The organism is Tateyamaria algicola (assembly GCF_047715485.1).
Taxonomy (GTDB): Bacteria; Pseudomonadota; Alphaproteobacteria; order Rhodobacterales; family Rhodobacteraceae; genus Tateyamaria.
This window is the reverse complement of sequence record NZ_CP180422.1, coordinates 2,107,535-2,128,191: the sequence shown is the minus strand read 5'-3', so window position 1 is coordinate 2,128,191 and position 20,657 is coordinate 2,107,535. Positions and strand designations below refer to the sequence as shown.

General features: G+C 60.5%; 21 protein-coding genes and 1 pseudogene. 15 read left to right on the top strand and 7 right to left on the bottom strand.

The annotated features are described in order from the left end of the window. Nucleotides 1–143: 143 nt before the first annotated feature. The 7 genes and pseudogenes from ACMHLQ_RS12945 to ACMHLQ_RS12915 form a co-directional block, all read right to left on the bottom strand. Nucleotides 144–1,223, bottom strand: a pseudogene (locus ACMHLQ_RS12945) (NAD(P)/FAD-dependent oxidoreductase); the annotation flags it as partial. A gap of 29 nt (nt 1,224–1,252) precedes the next feature. Further along, nucleotides 1,253–2,188 (bottom strand): NAD-dependent epimerase/dehydratase family protein, encoded by a 936-nt coding sequence (locus ACMHLQ_RS12940; RefSeq protein ID WP_415405217.1) that lies wholly within the window; start codon nt 2,186–2,188, stop codon nt 1,253–1,255. A 10-nt stretch (nt 2,189–2,198) separates the two neighbouring features. After that, nucleotides 2,199–2,951, bottom strand: a complete 753-nt coding sequence (locus ACMHLQ_RS12935) for an SDR family NAD(P)-dependent oxidoreductase (RefSeq protein WP_415405216.1) — start codon at nt 2,949–2,951, stop codon at nt 2,199–2,201. Then, complete coding sequence (locus tag ACMHLQ_RS12930) at nt 2,948–4,255, bottom strand: FAD-binding oxidoreductase (protein ID WP_415405215.1); 1,308 nt, start codon at nt 4,253–4,255, stop codon at nt 2,948–2,950. The genes ACMHLQ_RS12935 and ACMHLQ_RS12930 overlap by 4 nt, the downstream gene beginning before the upstream one ends. A gap of 6 nt (nt 4,256–4,261) precedes the next feature. Further along, nucleotides 4,262–5,722 carry a UbiA family prenyltransferase gene (locus ACMHLQ_RS12925; RefSeq protein WP_415405214.1) on the bottom strand — a complete coding sequence of 487 codons (1,461 nt, stop codon included), beginning with the start codon at nt 5,720–5,722 and terminating at the stop codon, nt 4,262–4,264. Nucleotides 5,723–5,932: 210 nt separating this feature from the next. Then, entirely contained in the window at nt 5,933–6,244 is a 312-nt protein-coding gene (locus tag ACMHLQ_RS12920) for a cupin domain-containing protein (RefSeq protein WP_415405213.1), read from the bottom strand. Between the two features lie 24 nt (nt 6,245–6,268). After that, entirely contained in the window at nt 6,269–7,012 is a 744-nt protein-coding gene (locus ACMHLQ_RS12915; RefSeq protein ID WP_415405212.1) for an SDR family NAD(P)-dependent oxidoreductase, read from the bottom strand. Between the two features lie 183 nt (nt 7,013–7,195). Between ACMHLQ_RS12915 and ACMHLQ_RS12910 the strand changes: the two genes are divergently transcribed. The 15 genes from ACMHLQ_RS12910 (at nt 7,196) to ACMHLQ_RS12840 (ending at nt 20,657) form a co-directional block, all read left to right on the top strand. Continuing rightward, nucleotides 7,196–7,888 carry a GntR family transcriptional regulator gene (locus ACMHLQ_RS12910; protein WP_415405211.1) on the top strand — a complete coding sequence of 231 codons (693 nt, stop codon included), beginning with the start codon at nt 7,196–7,198 and terminating at the stop codon, nt 7,886–7,888. 202 nt (nt 7,889–8,090) lie between these two features. After that, complete coding sequence (locus ACMHLQ_RS12905; RefSeq protein WP_415405210.1) at nt 8,091–9,071, top strand: TRAP transporter substrate-binding protein; 981 nt, start codon at nt 8,091–8,093, stop codon at nt 9,069–9,071. Nucleotides 9,072–9,148: 77 nt separating this feature from the next. Continuing rightward, nucleotides 9,149–9,676, top strand: coding sequence for a TRAP transporter small permease (locus tag ACMHLQ_RS12900; RefSeq protein ID WP_415405209.1), 528 nt, complete (start codon nt 9,149–9,151; stop codon nt 9,674–9,676). A gap of 13 nt (nt 9,677–9,689) precedes the next feature. Further along, nucleotides 9,690–10,973, top strand: a complete 1,284-nt coding sequence (locus ACMHLQ_RS12895; RefSeq protein WP_415405208.1) for a TRAP transporter large permease — start codon at nt 9,690–9,692, stop codon at nt 10,971–10,973. A 112-nt stretch (nt 10,974–11,085) separates the two neighbouring features. Further along, entirely contained in the window at nt 11,086–12,288 is a 1,203-nt protein-coding gene (gene pcaF, locus ACMHLQ_RS12890; RefSeq protein WP_415405207.1) for a 3-oxoadipyl-CoA thiolase, read from the top strand. A gap of 4 nt (nt 12,289–12,292) precedes the next feature. Beyond that, entirely contained in the window at nt 12,293–13,270 is a 978-nt protein-coding gene (paaA, locus tag ACMHLQ_RS12885; RefSeq protein WP_415405206.1) for a 1,2-phenylacetyl-CoA epoxidase subunit PaaA, read from the top strand. Beyond that, nucleotides 13,267–13,731, top strand: coding sequence for a DUF3291 domain-containing protein (locus tag ACMHLQ_RS12880; protein WP_415405205.1), 465 nt, complete (start codon nt 13,267–13,269; stop codon nt 13,729–13,731). The genes paaA and ACMHLQ_RS12880 overlap by 4 nt, the downstream gene beginning before the upstream one ends. 5 nt (nt 13,732–13,736) lie before the next feature. Next, complete coding sequence (gene paaB / locus ACMHLQ_RS12875) at nt 13,737–14,021, top strand: 1,2-phenylacetyl-CoA epoxidase subunit PaaB (RefSeq protein ID WP_415405204.1); 285 nt, start codon at nt 13,737–13,739, stop codon at nt 14,019–14,021. Next, entirely contained in the window at nt 14,018–14,740 is a 723-nt protein-coding gene (paaC, locus tag ACMHLQ_RS12870) for a 1,2-phenylacetyl-CoA epoxidase subunit PaaC (RefSeq protein ID WP_415405203.1), read from the top strand. The genes paaB and paaC overlap by 4 nt, the downstream gene beginning before the upstream one ends. Then, on the top strand, nt 14,740–15,201 hold the full coding sequence (gene paaD / locus ACMHLQ_RS12865) for a 1,2-phenylacetyl-CoA epoxidase subunit PaaD (RefSeq protein WP_415405278.1): 462 nt from the start codon (nt 14,740–14,742) through the stop codon (nt 15,199–15,201). Before paaC ends, paaD begins: the two co-directional genes overlap by 1 nt. Continuing rightward, entirely contained in the window at nt 15,198–16,262 is a 1,065-nt protein-coding gene (locus ACMHLQ_RS12860; protein WP_415405202.1) for a 2Fe-2S iron-sulfur cluster-binding protein, read from the top strand. The genes paaD and ACMHLQ_RS12860 overlap by 4 nt, the downstream gene beginning before the upstream one ends. 9 nt (nt 16,263–16,271) lie before the next feature. Next, nucleotides 16,272–18,287: a phenylacetic acid degradation bifunctional protein PaaZ gene (paaZ, locus tag ACMHLQ_RS12855; protein ID WP_415405277.1), complete on the top strand. Its 2,016-nt coding sequence runs from the start codon at nt 16,272–16,274 to the stop codon at nt 18,285–18,287. A gap of 64 nt (nt 18,288–18,351) precedes the next feature. Next, nucleotides 18,352–19,035 carry a PaaX family transcriptional regulator C-terminal domain-containing protein gene (locus ACMHLQ_RS12850; protein WP_415405201.1) on the top strand — a complete coding sequence of 228 codons (684 nt, stop codon included), beginning with the start codon at nt 18,352–18,354 and terminating at the stop codon, nt 19,033–19,035. Nucleotides 19,036–19,077: 42 nt separating this feature from the next. Further along, nucleotides 19,078–19,692, top strand: coding sequence for a ribonuclease D (locus ACMHLQ_RS12845; RefSeq protein ID WP_415405200.1), 615 nt, complete (start codon nt 19,078–19,080; stop codon nt 19,690–19,692). Beyond that, nucleotides 19,689–20,657: a KpsF/GutQ family sugar-phosphate isomerase gene (locus ACMHLQ_RS12840; protein WP_415405199.1), complete on the top strand. Its 969-nt coding sequence runs from the start codon at nt 19,689–19,691 to the stop codon at nt 20,655–20,657. The genes ACMHLQ_RS12845 and ACMHLQ_RS12840 overlap by 4 nt, the downstream gene beginning before the upstream one ends.

Genomic DNA, 20,657 nt, shown 5'->3' with positions numbered 1-20,657 from the left:
CTTGCCCAGTCGCAGGCTCTCGGCGATGCCGCGATCCTCTGGGTAATAGAAACACGTATCAGCGATTTGCAGACCACGGATCGACGTCTGAACGGGGGGATTTTCGCGGCAAATCCGGGCTCGCACACCGGTTGCGCATGGGTCAGACGCGCGGCCTTGGAGGCTATCAGATCATCGTCGCGCAAGTCCGGGTTCAACGTCTTGAGATAGCCGAACGCCTCGTCAAGAAACGCCTGATTGTCCTGCGACCACTTGGCGTTGGTGACGGGCATGTAATAGGGCACGTACACAACAGTGTCGGAGGTGGGACGCAGGTTCGAGAACTCGACGATACCCGGAATATCGATGCCTTCATCTATGATGTTGAGCCAGAAATTCTCCGTCACCGGTTTGCGCAGTTTGAACAGCAGGCAAACCACACCGATATTGGTGATGGCGTCATAACGGTCGTGTTCTTCGCCCGTCAGGCCGGGCACCATCCGCCGGACAAGGGGCGTGGGCACGGTTGAAACCACGTGATCAAAGCTGTGGTGCACATCGCCGACACGCAGGCCGGTTACGCCACCTGCCTCGCTGGTGACCTCGGCCACCGGGGCACCAAGATGGATCTCGCCACCCATCGCCTTGATGCCGTCCATCAACCCATCCACAAGCGTCTGTGTGCCGCCGTCGATGTAACCCAGCGTTTCCTGCATCATCGACTTGCGCGAGTTGCCGATGCGTTTCACACGGGTCGCAATCCACGCCGCGGAAATGTCATTGGCATACTCATAGAACTTGAGTTCCAACAGGCGTTTCCACAAAAGATCATAGGTCGCCTGCCCACAGTCGCGCACGATCCAGTCACGTGCAGACAGATGCTCAAGATCGTCAAAATGCGACTTCTTTGTCTGCCGGAACACCGACAGCGCATACCGGAACTTCTGCACAAACGACATGAGCGGAAAGCGCAGCAATGCAAACGGGCCGCCCCAGGGATGGATTGTGCCGTCGATGTAATAGGACATCTTGGTGTCGACCCAGCGCATCTTGTCGCCAAGGCCCAGCTCGTCCAGCATCTCGAATGTGGGCGCATCCGTCTTGCAGACGAAGTGATAGAATTTCTCGATGCTCAAACCATCGAAATCAAAATGGGCCGCCATGCCGCCGGGGCCGGGATCGCTTTCGAACACGACAACCTGATGCCCCGCCTTGGCGGCATAGTAAGCGGCAGCCAATCCCATGGCGCCGCTTCCGATTACTGCAACTTTGCTCAAAACTCTAAAACAACCTTTGAATATTTGGGATGTTGGAAGGTTTCCTCCAACGCCTGACCCGTGGGTGTCGCCTGAACACCGAACAAACCCGGCCAGTCTATGATGTCGAACTCTTCCGGGATCACCAGGGCCTCCAGCTGCGTGGTTGTGAACGGTGGGTCCTTGAACACCATTCCATAGGCTTTGATCATGATCCAGAACAGGGTGTAGGGAATGTACACGATCCACGCACGACCGTTCGAGGCGTATTTGAGCATGCGGATCAGATCGTCATAGTAGATCTTTTCGCGCCCAGAGATATCGAATGTCTCGCCCGGGCGCGGGGTGTCAATGCACGCCTCGATAATCGCGCAGAAGTCGCCCGCATAAAGCGGCTGGCGGATATAGCGACCGCGCCCGGGAATGGGGAAAACCGGGCTGCTTTGCATGAAACGCGACAGCCAGCCCAGATGCTTGCGATCAAACCAGCCATACATGAGCGTCGGGCGCAACACGACGGCGTCGATACCGCTGTCACGCACCATCTGCTCTTGTTCCGTCTTTGAGCGGGTGTAGAAATCATCCGCCGCCGAATTCACCACCGAAGAGCTGATGTGTACGGCATACCCGATGTTATGCGCCTTCATCGCGTCCAGCACATGGGCCGTGGCCTGCACATTGTTGGCCTGAAACGGGGTTTCGGTCAGCGCGCCGATCTGTGCGTGGTTGATGACAACGCAATCTGCACCGGCAAAGGCCGATGCCCAGTCGCCCGGTTGGGCGAGATCAGCCTCGATCAGCGTGACTTCGGGATGCAGGTCACGAAAGATCGCACAATTCTGCGGATGCTTGTCGATGCACAACAACTCAATGTCGTCGCGCGCCTTCATCCGCGTGACAAGGTTCTGGCCGACAAGGCCAGCCGCTCCTGTAATGACAATCTTGCGTGTCACACTGTTCCCTTTACAGCTTGGTCTTGTGCAGCACGAAACTGGGCACTGCGCGGATGATCCACATGATGATGGCCCAGAACCACGGAGTGTATAGCTGCAACTTGCCGCGTTTCACGGCCTTCAGGATGTGCTGGCCCACCTGGTCTGGCGTCGCCCAAAGTGGCCCGCCCTTGCCTTCGATATGGTCTGTCATCGGTGTGTCGACAAAACCGGGTTTGACCAGCAGGAACCGAATGTCGGACGCGCCCGCAAACCGGTGCTGCATACCCTGAACAAAGACGGCCAAACCCGCCTTGGCCGCGCCATAGGCATAGTTGGACTGCCGCCCGCGATCCCCGGCGACCGATCCCACAACGATGCACTGACCATGCCCTTGCCGTTCAAACCGACGCGCCAGCGTTTCCAGCCATGCCGCAGCACTGTTGAAATTCACTGACAGCTGCGCGGACAGGTAATCGTTCTCGCCCTGCACACGGTCCTGATCGGTCAACTGACCATAGGCAAGAAAGGCTTCGTCGATATGCCAGTCGTCGGGCAGGTCAACATCGCCGGACAAATCGGCGACCTTGGTTTCCGTCTCGACACCCAAGGCGGCGAAATGCTGTGCTTCCACCTCGAGACGCTCGGCAGAGCGGCCCATCAGGATCAGCTTGATCGCGCGACTTTCCGACGCAAGGTCGTCCACCCGCGCGCGGACATAGCCCAGCGCGATGGCAGATGTGCCACCAAGTACCAATAGCGTGAAAGACCGTTTCTCAGTCATGCGGGTATGGTCTCCGTTACGCGCTGCCAGAAGGCAGAGTTGAGTGCTGGGTCGCGGGCCGCTTCAAGCTCGCCCCAATTCGGATAGCAGCGCTGATAGGTTTGCGCGGACATCACCCCATCCTTGGCGGGGTACATCCGTCCTTCGTGGCTTAGGGCGATCCTGTCAAGCTCGGCCAAGAGGGCGCGGGTCGTCTCCCCCTTGTTGGCGAAATCCAGCGCCAGCGACGTGCCGTCCATGCAAAAGCTGTTGCGACCCGGTGAGGTTTCCGCGCGGTGCTGTTTCAGAACGGCCAGGAATGATCCCTGTCCGGCATCCGCAATTGTGCCCAGCAAGGCGCGAATGGCAGGCTCGGCCACTTCGGCCGGGACGATGCACTGGTGCTGATAAAACCCGCGCCGCCCATACATCCGATTCCAGTGATTGATCCCGTCCAGCGGATAGAAAAACGGCGCATAGTGTTGTGCCCCGCGGAACCTCGCACCGGGCCGCGCGCGGTACGCGGTGTTGAACGCGGAAATCGTGCTCCGGTTCAGCAACCAGCCCGGCGCATCCACAGGCCAGGTCAGGCGGGCATCGGATTTATGCGACACCAACGCTGTCGCCTTGCGGCTGTGCCGCGCCCGGGTGAAAATGCCACGACCCAGATCGGCCCCCTTGGCAAAACAATCCACCCACGCCACCGAATAGGGCCAATCCGCGCTTTCCGAACTGAGAGCAAAGAAGGCCTCAAGATTGGCCATGGGCAGGTTTTCGACCGTCATCATCGGGGACGAGATCGGCACCAACTGCAATTCGACCGCCGCGATGAAGCCGGTCAGCCCCAGACCACTGATGGTCAGAGCAAAGAGATCGCTGTTTTCCGCAGCACTCAGCGTCAGGACCTGCCCATCGCTGCGCTGCAATTCAAGGGACAGAACATGCCCGCCAAAGCTGCCGACGGCGTGGTGGTTCTTGCCATGCACGTCATTGGCGACCGCACCGGCAAGCGAGACGAATTTCGTGCCCGGCGTCACCGGCACGAACCAACCGCGCGGGACACTGATGCGCAACAACTGGTCAATGCTCATCCCCGCCTCGGCGCGGATCACGCCCGTATCCCAATCGGCGTCGATCATGCGGTCCAGCCGCTCGGTGCGCACCACCGTGCCACCGTCATTCAGCGCAACATCCCCATAGGACCGGCCCCGACCAAAGAAGGTCACGGGCCCATTCAATCCATCGGGCGCAAATGCGGTATCGCGGTATCGCGGATACTGCTCGTCATGCGACAGCCGATGTGCTCTTCCCCATGCCAGTGCCATGTCGTGTCACACCGCTCCTGGCATCAGTTGCTCGAACAAAACGACCAGCAAGACGCCGAACAGCACAACGGTGCTGGTTCTGTCCTTGAGGGCAAAGATGATGGGATCGTCATGCACTTCGTCCCGGCCCACCAACAGCCAGAACCGGATCTGCCAAAACAGAAACAGCGTCGCCAGCAGAACCGCACTGATATCGCGCGAGATCACTGTGCTTTGGGACAACAGCGCGTAGATTAGGATGATAACGACCATGACGAAGCTGGCCGACAGCCCGGCCGTCTTGACCACCTCGAGGTCTTCGAGCCGATAGCCGCGGCCTTGTGGCGCCACCGCGCGGGACTTGGCCCGGTTCAGCTCGATCGCGCGCTTGCCCAGCGCAAGTGACAAGAAGAAGAAGCCGATGGCGACCATGAACCAGACCGAATTGGGCACACTGAACAGAAAACCCCCGGCCACAACACGCCAGCAAAACAGAAAGCTGAGTATGATCGTGTCCAGGACCGCGACCTTCTTGAGGGAGAAAGAATAAACCAGCGACACAATGGCATAGAGGATCACGGACAATCCGAACGTCACATTGAGCGCGAAGGCCAGCGCAAGGCCTATGATGCCCAGCGCGGCGATGGCCGTACAGCCGGTCGGAATACTCAACGTACCGGCAGCAAAGGGCCGCGCGCGTTTGGTGGCATGGGCGCGATCGGCCTCGATATCCAGCAGGTCGTTCAGCAGATACGTGGCACTGGTCACCATGCAAAAGGCGATCAACCCCAGCAGCATGTAGGGCAGCCAGAAAGGTGCGAACATACCCAGGTTGAGCATGGGCGGGACGAACAGAAGGGCGTTCTTGGTCCACTGATGCGGGCGCATTGCCTTGAACAGCGCCGCGTATTCCGAGGGGCGTTTCTTGAGACGCTCCAGTTCCACACCTTCGGCTTGCGCAGCGGCCACGGTTGCGTCCGATACGTTGTAGGCAAATGCGTTTCGCGACGCGCGCCACACCGCGATATCGACCTTGCCATCGCCGACGTAATCGAAGCCCTGCGGATAGGCCTCCTTTAGGTAAGCGGCCTTTCGCTCTCCGGTCAGGTTGCGTGTCTCGTCGCTGCCCTGCACGTGCGAAAACACGCCCAAACGGGTCGCAACATTCCTTACGACTGCATCGGCACTGCCGGAAACCAGCGCCCGATCCTCGTACCCGGCCAGTTTCTCATGCTCGAGCACATCGGAATAGGGCAGGTGTTCAACCGAGATGGCGGCCCCATACTCGGCACAGAGTTTGTCCTTGGTGGCAGCCTTGTCCGTCAGAAACCCGGACAGCAGAAACCACCAGCCGGTGATCGGGTGCGCCTTGAGATGCATCAGGCACAGTTCGAACGTGATGTCCGTTTCGATCAACGTCCCGTCGAGGTCGCACACCAACGGTACGGAATGGTCACCCTGTTCCCGCATAACGCTCTGCCCTGTCATACTGCCCGTCAAACCTGATCCACTGCGATTGTGCCCCGCTGTGCGACGCGACCTAGCATGTTGGCCGCAAGAACAAAACGCCATTGGTGATCGGCCAGGGCCGGGCGTATTGAATTTGCGCAAGCCTATGCGTTTTTGCAGCAAATGGCATTTGAGGGCGGCAAGTTTTGGCGCAGCGTATCGGTCAGGAGCCGCTTATCGCGTATTGACCTACAGAAAGTCCTCGCGCCGGGGCGTGAAACAATCAACCAGGGTTCCCGGCGACAGGCACACACAGCCATGCACGACATCCGAGGGGATGACGAAACTGTCACCGGGGCCGACCTCTTGTTCGGTATCGCCGACAGTAAACCTGAATCGCCCGCTTTCGACATAGGTGGATTGCACATGCGGGTGATGGTGGAGGGCGCCAATCGCACCCTCACTGCCGAATCGAAACGCCACAACCATCAGGTCGGGATGGTCGGACAGCACCTGCCGGGTCACATTCTCCCCGGTCACGACAACTGGAAACTCAGACATGATACGGAACCCCCTACTTTGGCGTCAGGAAAACAACATACCGCCGTTGATGTCGATATTGGCGCCCGTAATGAATGCCGAATCCGCGCAGGCGAGGAACAGAATCAGGTTTGCCGTGTCGTCGGTATTGCCCTGTCGCTTGACGGGCGCTGCGGCTTCGTACCCCCGGCGCCCGGCATCGGGCGTGTGCACATTGTGAAAGTCGGTGTCGATCATGCCCGGGCACAGCGCATTGACACGGATGTCCGGGCCCAGCTCTTTGGCGAGCCCGCGGGTCATGGTCATCACCGCACCTTTTGACGCCGCATAGGCAACTGCCCCTGGCCCACCGCCATCGCGGGCCGCCTGGCTTGCGAGGTTCACGATTGCGCCCGTTTTCATGTGGGCAAGGCAGGCCTTGATCATCAGGAACGTGCTGGTCAGGTTCAGGTCCATCACCGCGTTCCAGTGGTCCAACGGCATCTCTGCAATGGTCTTGCGCGCGATCAGCCCGCCCGCGTTGTTGACCAGAATGTTGATTCCGCCAAATTCGGCAACGGTTCTCGACACAAGCGCGTCGATGTCTTCGGACTTGGTCAGATCACCCCGCATCGCAAAGGCACGTCCGCCATTGGCGACAATCTCTTCAACGGCGGCGTCAGCACCTTCGCTGCTGGAGTGGTAATTGATGGCAACGCTGGCCCCCTCGGCTGCCAGCTTGAGCGCGGCGGCTTTGCCGATGTCCCGGCCGCCACCGGTGATGATGGCGGATTGTCCTGCAAGTTTCATGTGCTGTTCCTTCTCGGTTGCGCTTGTACTGGCATACTAGTCATTGAACTGGTATACCAGTGTCATCTGCACTGTTCGTTCCGGTCAAATGCAGATCGACGACAAGCGCGCGCACCCGCGTGGTTCTGTTCTTGTCAGAGTTTCGATAGAAGCACCGGAACGACACGATACGGAGGCCGTGCAATGGCGCAAGCAACACAACTCAGCGAACGGCGCACAAGTGTCGATGACATTTTCGATCATCTCCACGCGGAAATCCTGTCTCTGCGGCTAAGACCCGGCGACAAGATTTCAGAGGCCGACATAGCCGCCCAGTTCGGCGTGTCGCGCCAGCCTGTGCGGGACGCATTCAACCGGCTCGCCACGCTTGATCTGCTGCAAATCCGGCCCCAGCGCGCGACCGAGGTCAAACGGTTCTCCTCCCGCGAAATCGCAAAATCGCGATTCGTGCGCGCCGCGATTGAACAAGAGGTTCTGCGCCGCGCGGCCAAACACTGCGACGCGCAAGGAGCGGCGGAACTGGATGCGGCACTTGCCGCCCAGGACAAGGCGATTCTCGATCAGGATGTCGATGCCTTTGGCGCGCTCGATTATGAATTTCACAAGATTCTGTGCAACATTGGGCAGGTCGATTTTGCCTTTGACGTCATCATGACGGAAAAATCCAAGGTCGACCGCCTGTGTACCCTCAGCCTGTCAAAAGGGGATCGGATGCCCGAACTGGTGGCCGATCACCGCGACATCGCCGAAGCGGTCAAGAACCACGATGCGGAACGCGCGGTGGAAAGCGGCATGCGCCACCTGTCGCGGCTGGATGATACGATTGAACAAATCTCGACCTCGAACGCGAACTACTTTGAACAGCGCAATACCTGACGCCGCCGCACGCCAACTGTCTGTGCCCCGGCATCGCTTCGCCAACACGGTCAGATTTCACAGTTGACAATTCTGGTATACTAGTCTTCTTTCATGCTCAATAAATGAGACCCGGCACACGCCAGGGGACGCCGCAAGCGCCCCAACCGCGCCAATACCGGGTTCAAATGAGAGAGAGTTCGTTACTCAAAGGGAGGACATCATGTTCCAAAATCTGACGAAATCGCTGGTCGGGGCCGTCGCCCTGACTGTTCTGGGTTGTGCCGCATCTGCGGACAATTGGCGCGGGTGGAACATCCACGTCGATGGCTATCCGAACACTGTTGCCATGGACAAATTCGCCGAACTGCTGGCGGAAAAGACCGATGGCGAAATCACCCTGCAAATGTTCCACGGCGGTACGCTGGGCAGCCAGCCTGACGCAATCGAACAGGTGCGCCTGGGCGGTCTGGAAATCGGCAACTTCAACCTTGGCCCGATTGGCCCCATCGCGGCTGCGGCCAACGTTGTTTCGCTGCCCTTCATCTTCAAGGACGTGCCACACATGTTCCGCGTTCTGGACAGCGAGGGCGGGGAAGCCATCGCAGCCGGCATGGCGGAAAAGGGCATTGTGCCCCTGGCCTGGTATGACGCGGGCGCGCGGTCGTTCTACAACGGCGAAAAGGCGATCAATACCCCGGCAGATGTCGAAGGTATGAAAGTCCGGGTCATGAACAACGACCTGTTCACCGGCATGATCGCAGAGCTGGGTGGCAACCCGTCGCCCATGGCCTTTGCCGAAGTCTACCAGGCGCTGAAAACCGGTGTTGTGGACGGGGCCGAGAACAACTGGCCCTCCTACGAATCGACAGGTCACTTCGAGGTTGCGGGCTACTACTCGCTGTCCCAGCACCTGATCATCCCCGAGTGTATCTGCATCAACACGGACACGTTCAACGCGCTGTCCCCCGAAATGCAGGCCGCCGTGACAGAAGCCGCACAAGAATCGGCCCTGATGCAGCGTGACCTTTGGGCAGCACGCGAAGCAGCCAGCCGCGAGGCAGTCGAGGCCGCAGGCGTCGTGGTCAACGAAGTGGCAGACAAGGCACCGTTCCAGAACGCAATGGCCCCTGTTTACGAGGCATACTTCGCCACGAACCCCGACCTGCGTCCGCTGGTCGAGCTCATTCAGGCCACTGACTGACGCCTGAGGTGATGTAAGGATAAGAGCGCCCGGCTCCGCATGTCAGGAGCCGGGCGTTTTTTTGAGGGAGACCAAAGATGAGCGATGCATCCCACATTCACCCGACCGTTCGGCGCATGACGGCGATCCTAGATATGATCGCATTGACGTGCCGCATCCTGACCGGAATTGCATTGGTAGTGTTGACGGTCATCTTTGGCTGGCTGGTCTTTGGCCGCTACGTGCTGAACGCCACACCGACCTGGGTCGAACAGGTGGCCCTGCTGTTGGTGATGCTGATCGCCTTCCTTGGGGCCGCAGTGGGCGTTCACGAACACACGCATCTGTCCGTATCCATCGTGCGCAGCGCCGTACCGTCACGCATACGAACCGTTTTCGTAGTCGTGACCGATCTGGTCATGGGCGCATTCGGCGCGCTGATGATGTGGTACGGTGCGCAGCTCACGATCTTCAAATGGGGGTCGCTGATCCCGCTGATCCAACTGCCCGAGGGGTTGCGCTCGCTACCGCTCACCGTCGGGGGCGGTTTGATCCTTCTCTTTTCCATCGGTCATCTGATCCGCCTGTTCCTCGGCGCCGATGATCGTCGCGACAGCATAGAATAGGTAAAGGGCGACCATGGGCATTCTGGTTCTTCTCGGCATCTTTGCCGTTTGCGTATTGATCGGCACACCGGTGGCGTTTGCACTGGGTATCTCTGCCATCGCGGCCTTCTGGTACGAGGGGCTGCCCCTGATGATCGGCTTTCAGCGGATCGTGAGCGGCATCAACGTGTTTGCCCTGATGGCAATCCCCTTCTTCATCTTTGCGGGCGAATTGATGTTCCACGGCGGCATCGCCATGCGGCTGGTGCGCTTTGCCTCTGCCGCCGTCGGCGCGGTGCGCGGCGGTCTGGGCATCGTCAACGTCTTCTCCTCCATGCTCTTCGGGGGCATCTCCGGCTCGGCCATCGCCGACATTTCGGCGCTCGGCTCGATCCTCGTCCCTGTGATGAAGGAAAAGGGGTACGACGCGGATTATGCCGTGAACGTCACGGTCACGTCCTCGATCGCCGGGATAATCATTCCGCCAAGCCACAACATGATCATCTTTGCCATCGCTGCGGGCGGCGGCCTTTCGATCTCCAAACTGTTTCTGGCGGGTGTCGTTCCCGGCATCCTGATGTGCCTGTGCCTCGCCCTCGCGGCCTATCTGGTCGCGGTCAAACGCGGCTACAGCGCCGAAAAGTTTCCCGGCTGGACCGCACTTGCCATGGCGTTCTTTGGCGCAATCCCCGGCCTTTTGACGGCCGTCATCATCGTAGGCGGTGTGCTGTCGGGTGTGTTCACGGTGACGGAATCCGGTGCCTTCGGCGCGATCTATGCCTTTGTCGTCACATTGATCGTCTACCGCTCGATCACGTGGGACAACTTTCGCATCGCCGTCGTACAATCGGTGCGCACAACAGCAATGGTCATGATCCTGATCGCCTGCGCCGGGGCCTTTGCCTATATGCTGACCTTCTACCGCGTTCCGATGAAGACGGTGGACCTGCTGACCGGCCTGACAGAAAACCCGATCCTGATCCTGTTGATGATCAACCTCGTCCTGCTGATCCTCGGGATGATCATGGACATGGCCGCGCTGATCCTGATCTGCACACCGATCTTCCTGCCCGTCGCGAACAGCCTTGGCATCGACCCGCTGCAATTCGGCATGATCCTGTTGGTCAACCTGGGCCTTGGGCTGTGCACGCCGCCTGTCGGGTCGTGCCTGTTCGTGGGCTGCGCGGTCGGCAAACTGCCGATGGAAAAAGCGGTGCGGACGATCTGGCCCTTCTACATCGCGATCCTGATTGCGCTGATGCTGATCACCTTTGTCCCAGCCATCTCACTGACACTGCCCCGCCTCATTGGGGGGTAATCTCTCGCACCACACTAAAGCGTTACGAAATGATATGCCGTGTATGATTTTTAGTAACATTTAAATTGCGTCGAATCCTGCCCCGTACTATTTATGGGGCAGGGAGGATCCGATGGACGCATTCATTTGTGACGCGCAACGCACACCGATTGGCCGCTATGGCGGGGCGTTGTCCTCGGTCCGGACGGATGATCTGGCTGCGGCGCCCATTGCCGCGCTGATGGCGCGCAATCCGGGCGTGGATTGGTCAGCATTGGATGACGTGATCCTCGGTTCCGCCAACCAGGCGGGTGAGGACAACCGCAATGTCGCGCGCATGGCCGCGCTGCTCGCAGGTCTGCCCACGGATGTGCCCGGCATCACGGTCAACCGCCTATGCGCCTCGGGCATGGACGCCGTTGGCATGGCTGCACGCGGGATCAGGGCGGGCGATCTGGACATGGTCATCGCCGGCGGCGTGGAAAGCATGAGCCGCGCCCCCTTCGTGATGCCAAAGGCTGAGGCGGCGTTCAGTCGCGCCAACCAGGTCTACGACACAACCATCGGCTGGCGCTTTGTGAACCCCAAGATGAAGGCGGAGTACGGCATCGACTCCATGCCGCAGACTGCAGACAATGTGGCTGACAACTGGAATGTCAGTCGCGAAGATCAGGATGCCTTTGCCACCCGATCACAAGACCGGTGGAGCGTCGCGCAAAAGGCGCGCGCCTTTGCCGACGAAATCGCACCCGTCACGATCCCCCAGCGCAAGGGCGATCCGATCACCGTTGACACCGATGAACACCCGCGCCCCGGCACAGGCGTCGACCGTCTGGCCAAGCTCAAGGGTGTAAACGGGCCAGACAAGACAGTGACGGCAGGCAACGCATCCGGCGTGAATGATGGCGCAGCCGCGCTGCTTATCGCGTCTGCGGATGCCGCCAAACAGCACGGCCTGGCACCCATGGCGCGGATCGTCGCGATGAATGCGGCGGGCGTCGAACCCCGCATAATGGGCATCGGCCCCGTGCCCGCCTCGCAAAAGGTGCTGGCGCGGGCAGGTCTGACCATCGACCAGATGGACGTCATCGAACTGAACGAGGCCTTTGCCGCCCAAGGGCTCGCCACGTTGCGCGACCTTGGTGTGGCCGACGATGATCCGCGGGTGAATGCCCAGGGCGGCGCAATCGCCATCGGCCACCCGCTGGGCATGTCCGGCGCGCGGCTCGTGATGACAGCCGCCTACCAACTGAAACGCACCAAATCCCGCTACGCGCTTTGCACCATGTGTGTGGGCGTGGGCCAGGGGGTTGCCATGATACTTGAAAGGGCTTGAGACGATGTATGCACAGATGATCAAATCCGAGGCCACGCAGGACGATCCAGACAAGCTCGCCGCCTTCCAGGCCCGCATCGACGCCGGTGACAAGATCGAGCCCAAGGACTGGATGCCCGCAGGCTACCGCAAGACGCTGATCCGCCAGATCGGGCAGCACGCGCACTCCGAGATCGTGGGGCAACTGCCCGAGGGCAACTGGATCACCCGTGCGCCCACACTGGAACGCAAGGCGATCCTTCTGGCCAAAGTGCAGGACGAGGCGGGGCATGGGCTCTACCTCTATTGCGCTGCCGAGACGCTGGGCGTCAGCCGGGATGAGCTGACCGAGATGCTGTTGGATGGACGGATGAAATATTCATCCATTTTCGCATATCCGACCCTAACATGGGCCGATATGGGCGCTGTTGGCTGGCTGGTCGATGGCGCGGCGATCATGAACCAGGTGCCGTTGCAGCGCACATCCTTCGGACCCTATGCGCGGTCGATGGTGCGTATCTGCAAGGAGGAATCGTTCCACCAGCGCCAAGGCTTTGACATCATGATGAAGATGGCAAACGGGACCGACGCGCAAAAACGCATGGCGCAGGATGCGCTGAACCGGTTCTGGTACCCGTCCCTGATGATGTTCGGCCCCTCGGATGCGGAAAGCGTGCATTCCGAACAATCCATGGCGTGGAAGATCAAGATGAACTCCAACGACGAGCTGCGTCAGAAGTTCGTCGACCAGACCGTACCACAGGCGGAATACCTCGGCCTCACGGTGCCTGACGACTCCCTGAAATGGAACGATGACAAGGGCGGCTATGACTTCAGCCAACCCGACTGGTCTGAGTTCTTCGACGTGCTGAAAGGCAACGGCCCATGCAGCACAGAACGCATCGAGGCCCGGCAAAAGGCCTGGGATGACGGCGCATGGGTGCGAGAGGCACGGCTCGCCCACACGGCCAAGAAACGCAGCGCAAAGGTGGCCGCAGAATGAAACTCGCTCAACTCAATGTCGGCTACGCCCGCTACCCCACCGATGATCCCCGCATGGCGGAGTTCATGGACAACCTCGACCGCATGAACGCCATGGCCGAACGCAGCCCCGGCTTTGTCTGGCGGATGAAATCAGATTCGGGCAATGCCACCGATATCGCCGTGCCAGGCGACGCCGAGATGATCTCGAACCTTTCCGTCTGGGACGATGTGGCCAGCCTTGGGCACTATGTGTTCAACACGCTGCACGCCCGGTTCTATGAGAAAGGCGCCAACTGGTTCGTCCCGATGAAAACACCCCATTTCGTGATGTGGCCCGTCGCCGATGGCCACATACCCGACCTGAACGAGGCCATGGACCGATTGCGCCACCTGCAAGCGAACGGCAGTTCCGATCATGCCTTTGGTTGGGACGCGGTCGATACATCAGAGTGGCGTCGTTGCGCCATGGCAGCGGGGTAGGCGACATGTCCAACGAATGGCCCCTCTACGAAGTGTTCATCCGCGGCCAACACGGGCTGAGCCACCGTCACGTCGGCAGCCTGCACGCCACCGACGCAGAACACGCAATACAGAACGCCCGCGACGTCTACACCCGCCGCAAGGAAGGGGTCAGCATCTGGGTTCTGCCCGCCGCCGACATCACCGCATCGTCGCCCGACGACAAGGGATCGCTATACGATCCGGCGGATGACAAGGTGTACCGCCACCCCACCTTCTTTGACATTCCCGACGACGTAGGTGCGATGTGAGCATTCCCGGTCTCATCCGCCTTGGGGACAACACGCTGGTGCTCGGCCAGCGCCTATCCGAATGGTGCGGCCACGCCCCCGCGCTTGAGGAAGACATCGCGCTTGCCAACACAGCGCTGGACCTTATCGGACAAACGCAACTCTGGCTCGGCCTCGCCGCCGAACGCGAGGGGCAGGGGCGCACTGCCGACACCCTCGCCTATCACCGCGACGCGTGGGATTTCCGGAACCTGCTGCTGGTGGAACAGCCCAACCGCGACTTTGGCGTCACGATGATGCGGCAGTTTCTGTTCGACAGTTGGCACCTTGCCGCTCTGACCGCGCTTTGCGACCACCCGGATGCGGAGATCAGCGCCATCGCCCAAAAGTCGGTGAAAGAGGTCACATATCATCGCGAACGTTCCACAGACACGGTCATCGCATTGGGTGACGGAACCGACGAAAGCCACACACGCATGCAATCCGCGCTCGACCGGCTCTGGCCCTATGTGGGCGAGATGTTCACGACGGACGCGGATGACCTGACAGACATGGCCGCCCTGCGCCCCGTGTTCGATGCCCATGTGCATGCCGCCTTGGCCGAGGCCACGCTCGCCCGACCCGACAACGATTTTGCCCATCAGGGCGGCAAGACAGGCGCGCGCCATTCCGAACATCTGGGGCATATGCTGACCACCATGCAGGTGCTGCCCCGCAGCTATCCGGATGCGTCATGGTGATGACCCGCCCCTCGACTGCGGATGTCTGGGAATGGCTGGCCGATGTGCCCGACCCTGAGATCCCGGTGATATCCCTCGTCGATCTGGGCATCATCCGGGACGTAGAGTGGCAGGGCGACACACTGGAAGTGACGGTCACCCCCACCTATTCCGGCTGCCCCGCCACCTCGATCATCAACTTCGAGATCGAAGCGGCCATGCGCGCCAAGGGCATCGAAAACCTGTCTCTAAAAAGGCAAATTGCGCCACCCTGGACAACGGATTGGCTGTCTGACGCGGGCAAGGCCAAGCTGGAAGCCTACGGCATTGCCCCGCCCCAGCCCGCCGGTGGGCCGCAGCATTGCCCGCACTGCAAATCGCAAGCGGTCGAAAAGATCAGCCAATTCGGATCGACCCCGTGCAAGGCGCAATGGCGCTGCACCGACTGCCTGGAACCCTTCGACTATTTCAAATGCATATGACCCAGTTTCATCCCCTGACTGTCACCAACATTCACCACACCATCCGCGATGCGGTGGTAGTGACGCTCGAGCCGCAAGATGCCGCTGCTTTCCGCTTCATTCCTGGGCAATACCTTACGTTCAGACAGGATTTCGACGGGACGGAGTTGCGGCGCAACTATTCGATCTGCGCGGGTCTTGATGATCGCAAGTTGCAGGTTGGTATCAAGCGGATTGATGGCGGTGCATTCTCGACATTTGCCAACACCGAATTGCAGGTCGGCGATACGCTGCACGCCATGCCGCCGATGGGCAATTTTCACACCAAAATCGACCCTAACAAGGCGAAATCATACCTCGGATTTGCAGGTGGGTCGGGCATCACGCCGGTTTTATCGATCCTCAGAACGGTCCTGACCCGCGAACCTAACAGCACCTTCACCCTGATCTATGCCAACCACGCCGTGCACACGATCATGTTCCGGGAAGAGCTGGAAGACCTCAAGAACCGCTATATGGGCCGCCTGACGATTATCCACGTACTTGAAACCGGGCAGGATATCGACCTGTTCTCGGGGCGGGTCGATCAGGAAAAATGCGCCGCCCTGTTCAAATCCTGGATTGATATCGCACGTGTAGACATGGCCTTTATCTGCGGGCCAGAGCCGATGATGCTGGCGATTTCCGCCGCGTTAGAGACGCATGGACTGTCCAAGGACCAGATCAAATTCGAACTCTTCGGCGCGGGTCAGCAAGGGCGATTGGCCAAACAAGCGCTGAGCGCCGCCGCGCGAGATACCACCGATACGACGGCAAAGGTCATGATCGATGGCACTGCACACGAATTGAAATTGGCCAAGGACACCAGTGTTCTTCAAGCCGCATTGGATAACAATCTGGATCCGCCCTTTGCCTGTCGGGCGGGCGTGTGCAGCACCTGCAAGGCCAAGGTGACCGAGGGCGAATATCAAATGCTGACCAATCACGCGCTCGAGGATTACGAGGTCGAGGCGGGCTTTGTTCTGACGTGCCAGTGCTATCCGCTCAGCGACACGCTGACGGTCGACTATGACCAACACTAGGGGGCGATGATGCGCCAGGTTCACAGTTTTGCCGCCGGTCAATGGATCGCGCCCGGCCCCGGCGCGCGCCCGATCGCCAGCGCCATCACCGGCGATGTGATCGCCGAGGCGGGCAACGACACACTCGACGTGCACACCATGCGCGCCCATGCCCGCGACGTCGGCGCGCCAGCCTTGCAAGCGATGACGTTCCATGACCGCGCGCGAATGGTCAAGGCGCTGGCCTTGCACCTGCGCGAGCACCGCCAAGTTCTTTATGACCTCAGTTTTGACACCGGCGCGACCCAGTCTGATCACCTGATCGACATCGACGGGGGCATCGGCACGATGCTGGTCTTTGCCTCCAAGGGGCGGCGGGAAATGCCGGATGGGCATGTCTATCTGGACGGACCCACCGAACAGTTGGGGCGCGCGGGCCTGTTCCACGGGCGCCATATCTGCACGCCGCTGCACGGGGTCGCGCTGCACATCAACGCCTTCAACTTCCCGGTCTGGGGCATGCTGGAAAAGGTCGCGCCGACCTTGCTGGCCGGGATGCCCGCCATCGTGAAACCGGCCACGGCCACCTCCTATGTGACTGAGGCCTGCGTGCGCCTGATGCTCGACAGCGGCCTATTGCCTGATGGTGCGCTGCAACTGATCTCCGGCGGGGTTGGCGACCTGCTGCATCACCTTGATTGCCAGGATGTCGTGACCTTTACCGGCTCAGCCAACACGGCCCTGCACCTACGCGCCAACACGAACCTGCTGGCAAACGCAGTGCGGTTCACGGCAGAGCAGGACAGCCTCAACGCCTCTGTCCTTGGGCCCGACGCGATGCCCGGCACGCCGGAATTCGATCTGTTCATCAAGGAACTCGGGCGCGAGATGACGGCAAAGGCCGGGCAGAAATGCACCGCGATCCGGCGCATCATGGTGCCCCAGGCGCAAGTCGAGGCCGTGATTGATGCGCTATCGGCACGGTTGTCCAAGGTGACCATTGGCGACCCGCGGGAAAAAGACACCAGGATGGGCGCACTGGTCTCTAACACGCAGAAAAACGACGTTCTGGACAAGGCGACGCGTATCGGATCACAGGCTGAACGTGTCATTGGCGACCCCGAAGATTTTGCGATGGTGGGCAGCAAGGGCGCGTTCCTGCCGCCCATGCTTTACCACTGTGCAGACCCGGACAGTGCGACGCATGTGCACGACACTGAGGCGTTTGGGCCGGTTTCGACCATCATGCCCTATCGCGATCTGGATCATGCGGCCCAATTGCTAAATCGCGGCAAGGGATCGCTTGTTGCGTCGGTCATCACCCATGATGCGGACGCGGCGCGTCAGATCACTCTCGCCTCTGCGGCCTTCCACGGGCGGCTTTACTTCAACAACCGAGACTCGATGGCAGAGGCGACCGGACATGGCGCACCGCTGCCGCATATGATCCACGGCGGACCGGGGCGCGCTGGTGGAGGCGAAGAGCTGGGCGGCATCCGCGCGGTCACCCATTACATGCAGCGCACTGCCGTGCAGGGCAGCCCGAACATCCTGTCTGCCGTTACAGGCCAATGGGTGCCTGGGGGGACTGAGGCGACCGACAAACCGCACCCGTTCACGCGCCCCTTCCATGACCTGAGCATTGGCGACACGCTGCACAGCCCGTCACGCACCGTCACGCTGGAGGATATCGAAACCTTCGCCCATTTCACCGGTGACACGTTCTATGCCCACATGGACGACGACGCGGCCAAGGCGAATCCGTTCTTTCCGGGGCGCGTCGCGCATGGTTACCTCTTGCTCAGCTTTGCCGCCGGGCTGTTCGTGCAACCCGATCCCGGGCCCGTGCTGGCCAATACCGGGCTCGACAATCTGCGGTTCATGAAACCGGTCGAGGCCGGCGACAGCATCAAGGTGCGCCTGACGGTCAAGGCCAAGACCCCGCGCAACGACGAGTATGGCGAAGTGCGCTGGCACGTAACCCTGACCAACCAGAGCCAAGAGGCAGTGGCCGAATACGAGCTGCTGACGATGAATGCCTACTGACGCACAATCCCAAGCCATCCGCGCCTTATCAGACCTTGGCCCATTGCGCGTTTGGTCCTTGTTAGTGACTGTTTTTGGCGATCTTGCGCCCGAACAGCCCCTCGAAGGGCCGACCTTGTCCAGCATCATGGGTGCCATCGGGATCAAACCCGAAGCGACCCGCGTTGCCCTGCATCGGCTGCGCAGCGACGGCTGGATCACCTCGCAAAAGCAGGGGCGCACCAGCCAGCACAGCCTGACGGATATCGGCAAACGCGACAGCGCCACCGCCCGTCCACGCATTTACGGCGCGCCCGAGGTGATGGGGGGCGGGGCCTATGTGATCCTCACGCAAGACGCGCGCAGCGATCTGGACCCGGCGCAGTTTGCGCAGATCGGCCAACGTCTGTTTGTGTGCGGTGATGATACGCCCCTGCCCGTCGGAGCCATGCAGCTTGCACCGATGGACCTGCCCCCGTGGCTGGGCAAACAGATTGAAACGGAAACCATGCGCGATGCCTACAAATCCCTGCACGCGGTGTTGATGGATATCGACACAGAACTGACAAACATCACACCAACACCCCTGGAAACCGCGGTTCTGCGGGTAATGATCGTGCATGCGTGGCGCAGGCTGACGCTGAAACATCCGGACCTGCCGCGCGCCGCACATTCGCCGGACTGGCGCGGGCATGACTGTCGCGCGCTGGTGACCAAGCTGCTCACTCGCTTTGCCCGGCCCGATCTGGATGCGATCAAAGCCGCCTAAACCGCGCTTTCCCAACGACTCATCAGGCGCTATAGCGGGCACATGACAAACCACCTGCATATCTCTGACCTGCCCGACGATCTGGATCTGGGGCCGGTTGTCGCCATCGACTGTGAAACCATGGGCCTGCACCCGCATCGCGACCGGCTGTGCGTCGTGCAACTGTCAGGTGGCGATGGCAACGCCCATATCGTCCAGATCAAGCTGGGTCAGACTGAGGCGCCGAACCTGTGCAAGCTGCTGACCGATCCGGATGTGCTCAAGCTGTTTCACTTTGGCCGCTTCGACATCGCCGCCATGCAAAACGCCTTTGGCGCGGTGACTGCCCCGGTCTATTGCACCAAGATCGCCAGCCGTCTGATCCGCACCTATACCGACCGGCACGGGCTGAAGAACCTGTTGCAGGAACTGCTGGGCATCGACATCAGCAAGCAGCAACAGTCGAGCGACTGGGGCGCCGACACGCTGACAGACGCGCAATTGGAATATGCGGCGTCGGATGTGCTGTACCTGCATCGTCTGCGCGAGGTGCTGAACGAGCGGCTGAACCGCGAGGGGCGGATGGAGATTGCGCAGGCCTGTTTCGACTTCCTGCCGATGCGCGCCAACCTTGATCTGACGGGCTGGCCCGACACTGACATTTTCGCCCACTCATGAGCAGCGACACCCCTTTCATAGACACTGCGCGTGATGTGATCCGGGCCGAAGCGGATGCGCTTGGCACACTGGCCGACAGCCTTGATTCCAGCTTTCGCGAAGCGGTGGATTTGTTGTTGAACGCCCATGGCCGCGTGATTGTCACTGGCATCGGTAAATCCGGCCACATCGCCCGCAAAGTGGCCGCAACGCTGGCAAGCACCGGCACACCGGCCCAATTCGTGCATCCAGCCGAGGCAAGCCATGGCGATCTGGGCATGGTCACACGCAATGACGTCGTGCTTGCCATCTCGAACGGAGGTGAGGCGCCGGAACTTGCGAACATGATCGCCTTTTCCCGGCGGTTCGACATTCCCCTACTGGGAATCACCAAGGCACCGAACAGCAGTCTGGGCAGCCAATGCGACGTGGTACTGCAATTGCCCGATCTGGGCGAGGCCTGTGGCACAGGGGTGGTGCCGACCATCTCGACCACCATGACACTTGCCCTTGGTGACGCACTCGCCGTGGCGTTGATGAAACACCGCGCCTTTACAGCCGAACACTTTCGCGAGTTCCATCCGGGCGGCAAGCTGGGCGCGCAGCTCAGCCGCGTGTCGGACCTGATGCACGCAGGCGATGCTATGCCGCTGGTCACACGCGACACGGCCATGTCGGATGCGCTGATCGAAATCAGCCAGAAAAGCCTGGGCGTTGTCGGGGTCACGGACACCGACGGGACATTGGCGGGCATCATCACCGATGGCGACTTGCGGCGGCACATGGACGGGCTGCTTGGCTTGACAGCGGCGGATGTGATGACCACTTCCCCTACAACGATACACACAGGGGCGCTGGCCGTCGAAGCGGTCGCCCTCATGAACCAACGCAAGATCACCTGCGTGTTTGCCGTCGCCCCGGATGGGCCCGCAATCCCACGCGGTATCCTGCACATCCACGACTGCTTGCGGGTGGGACTGGGCTAA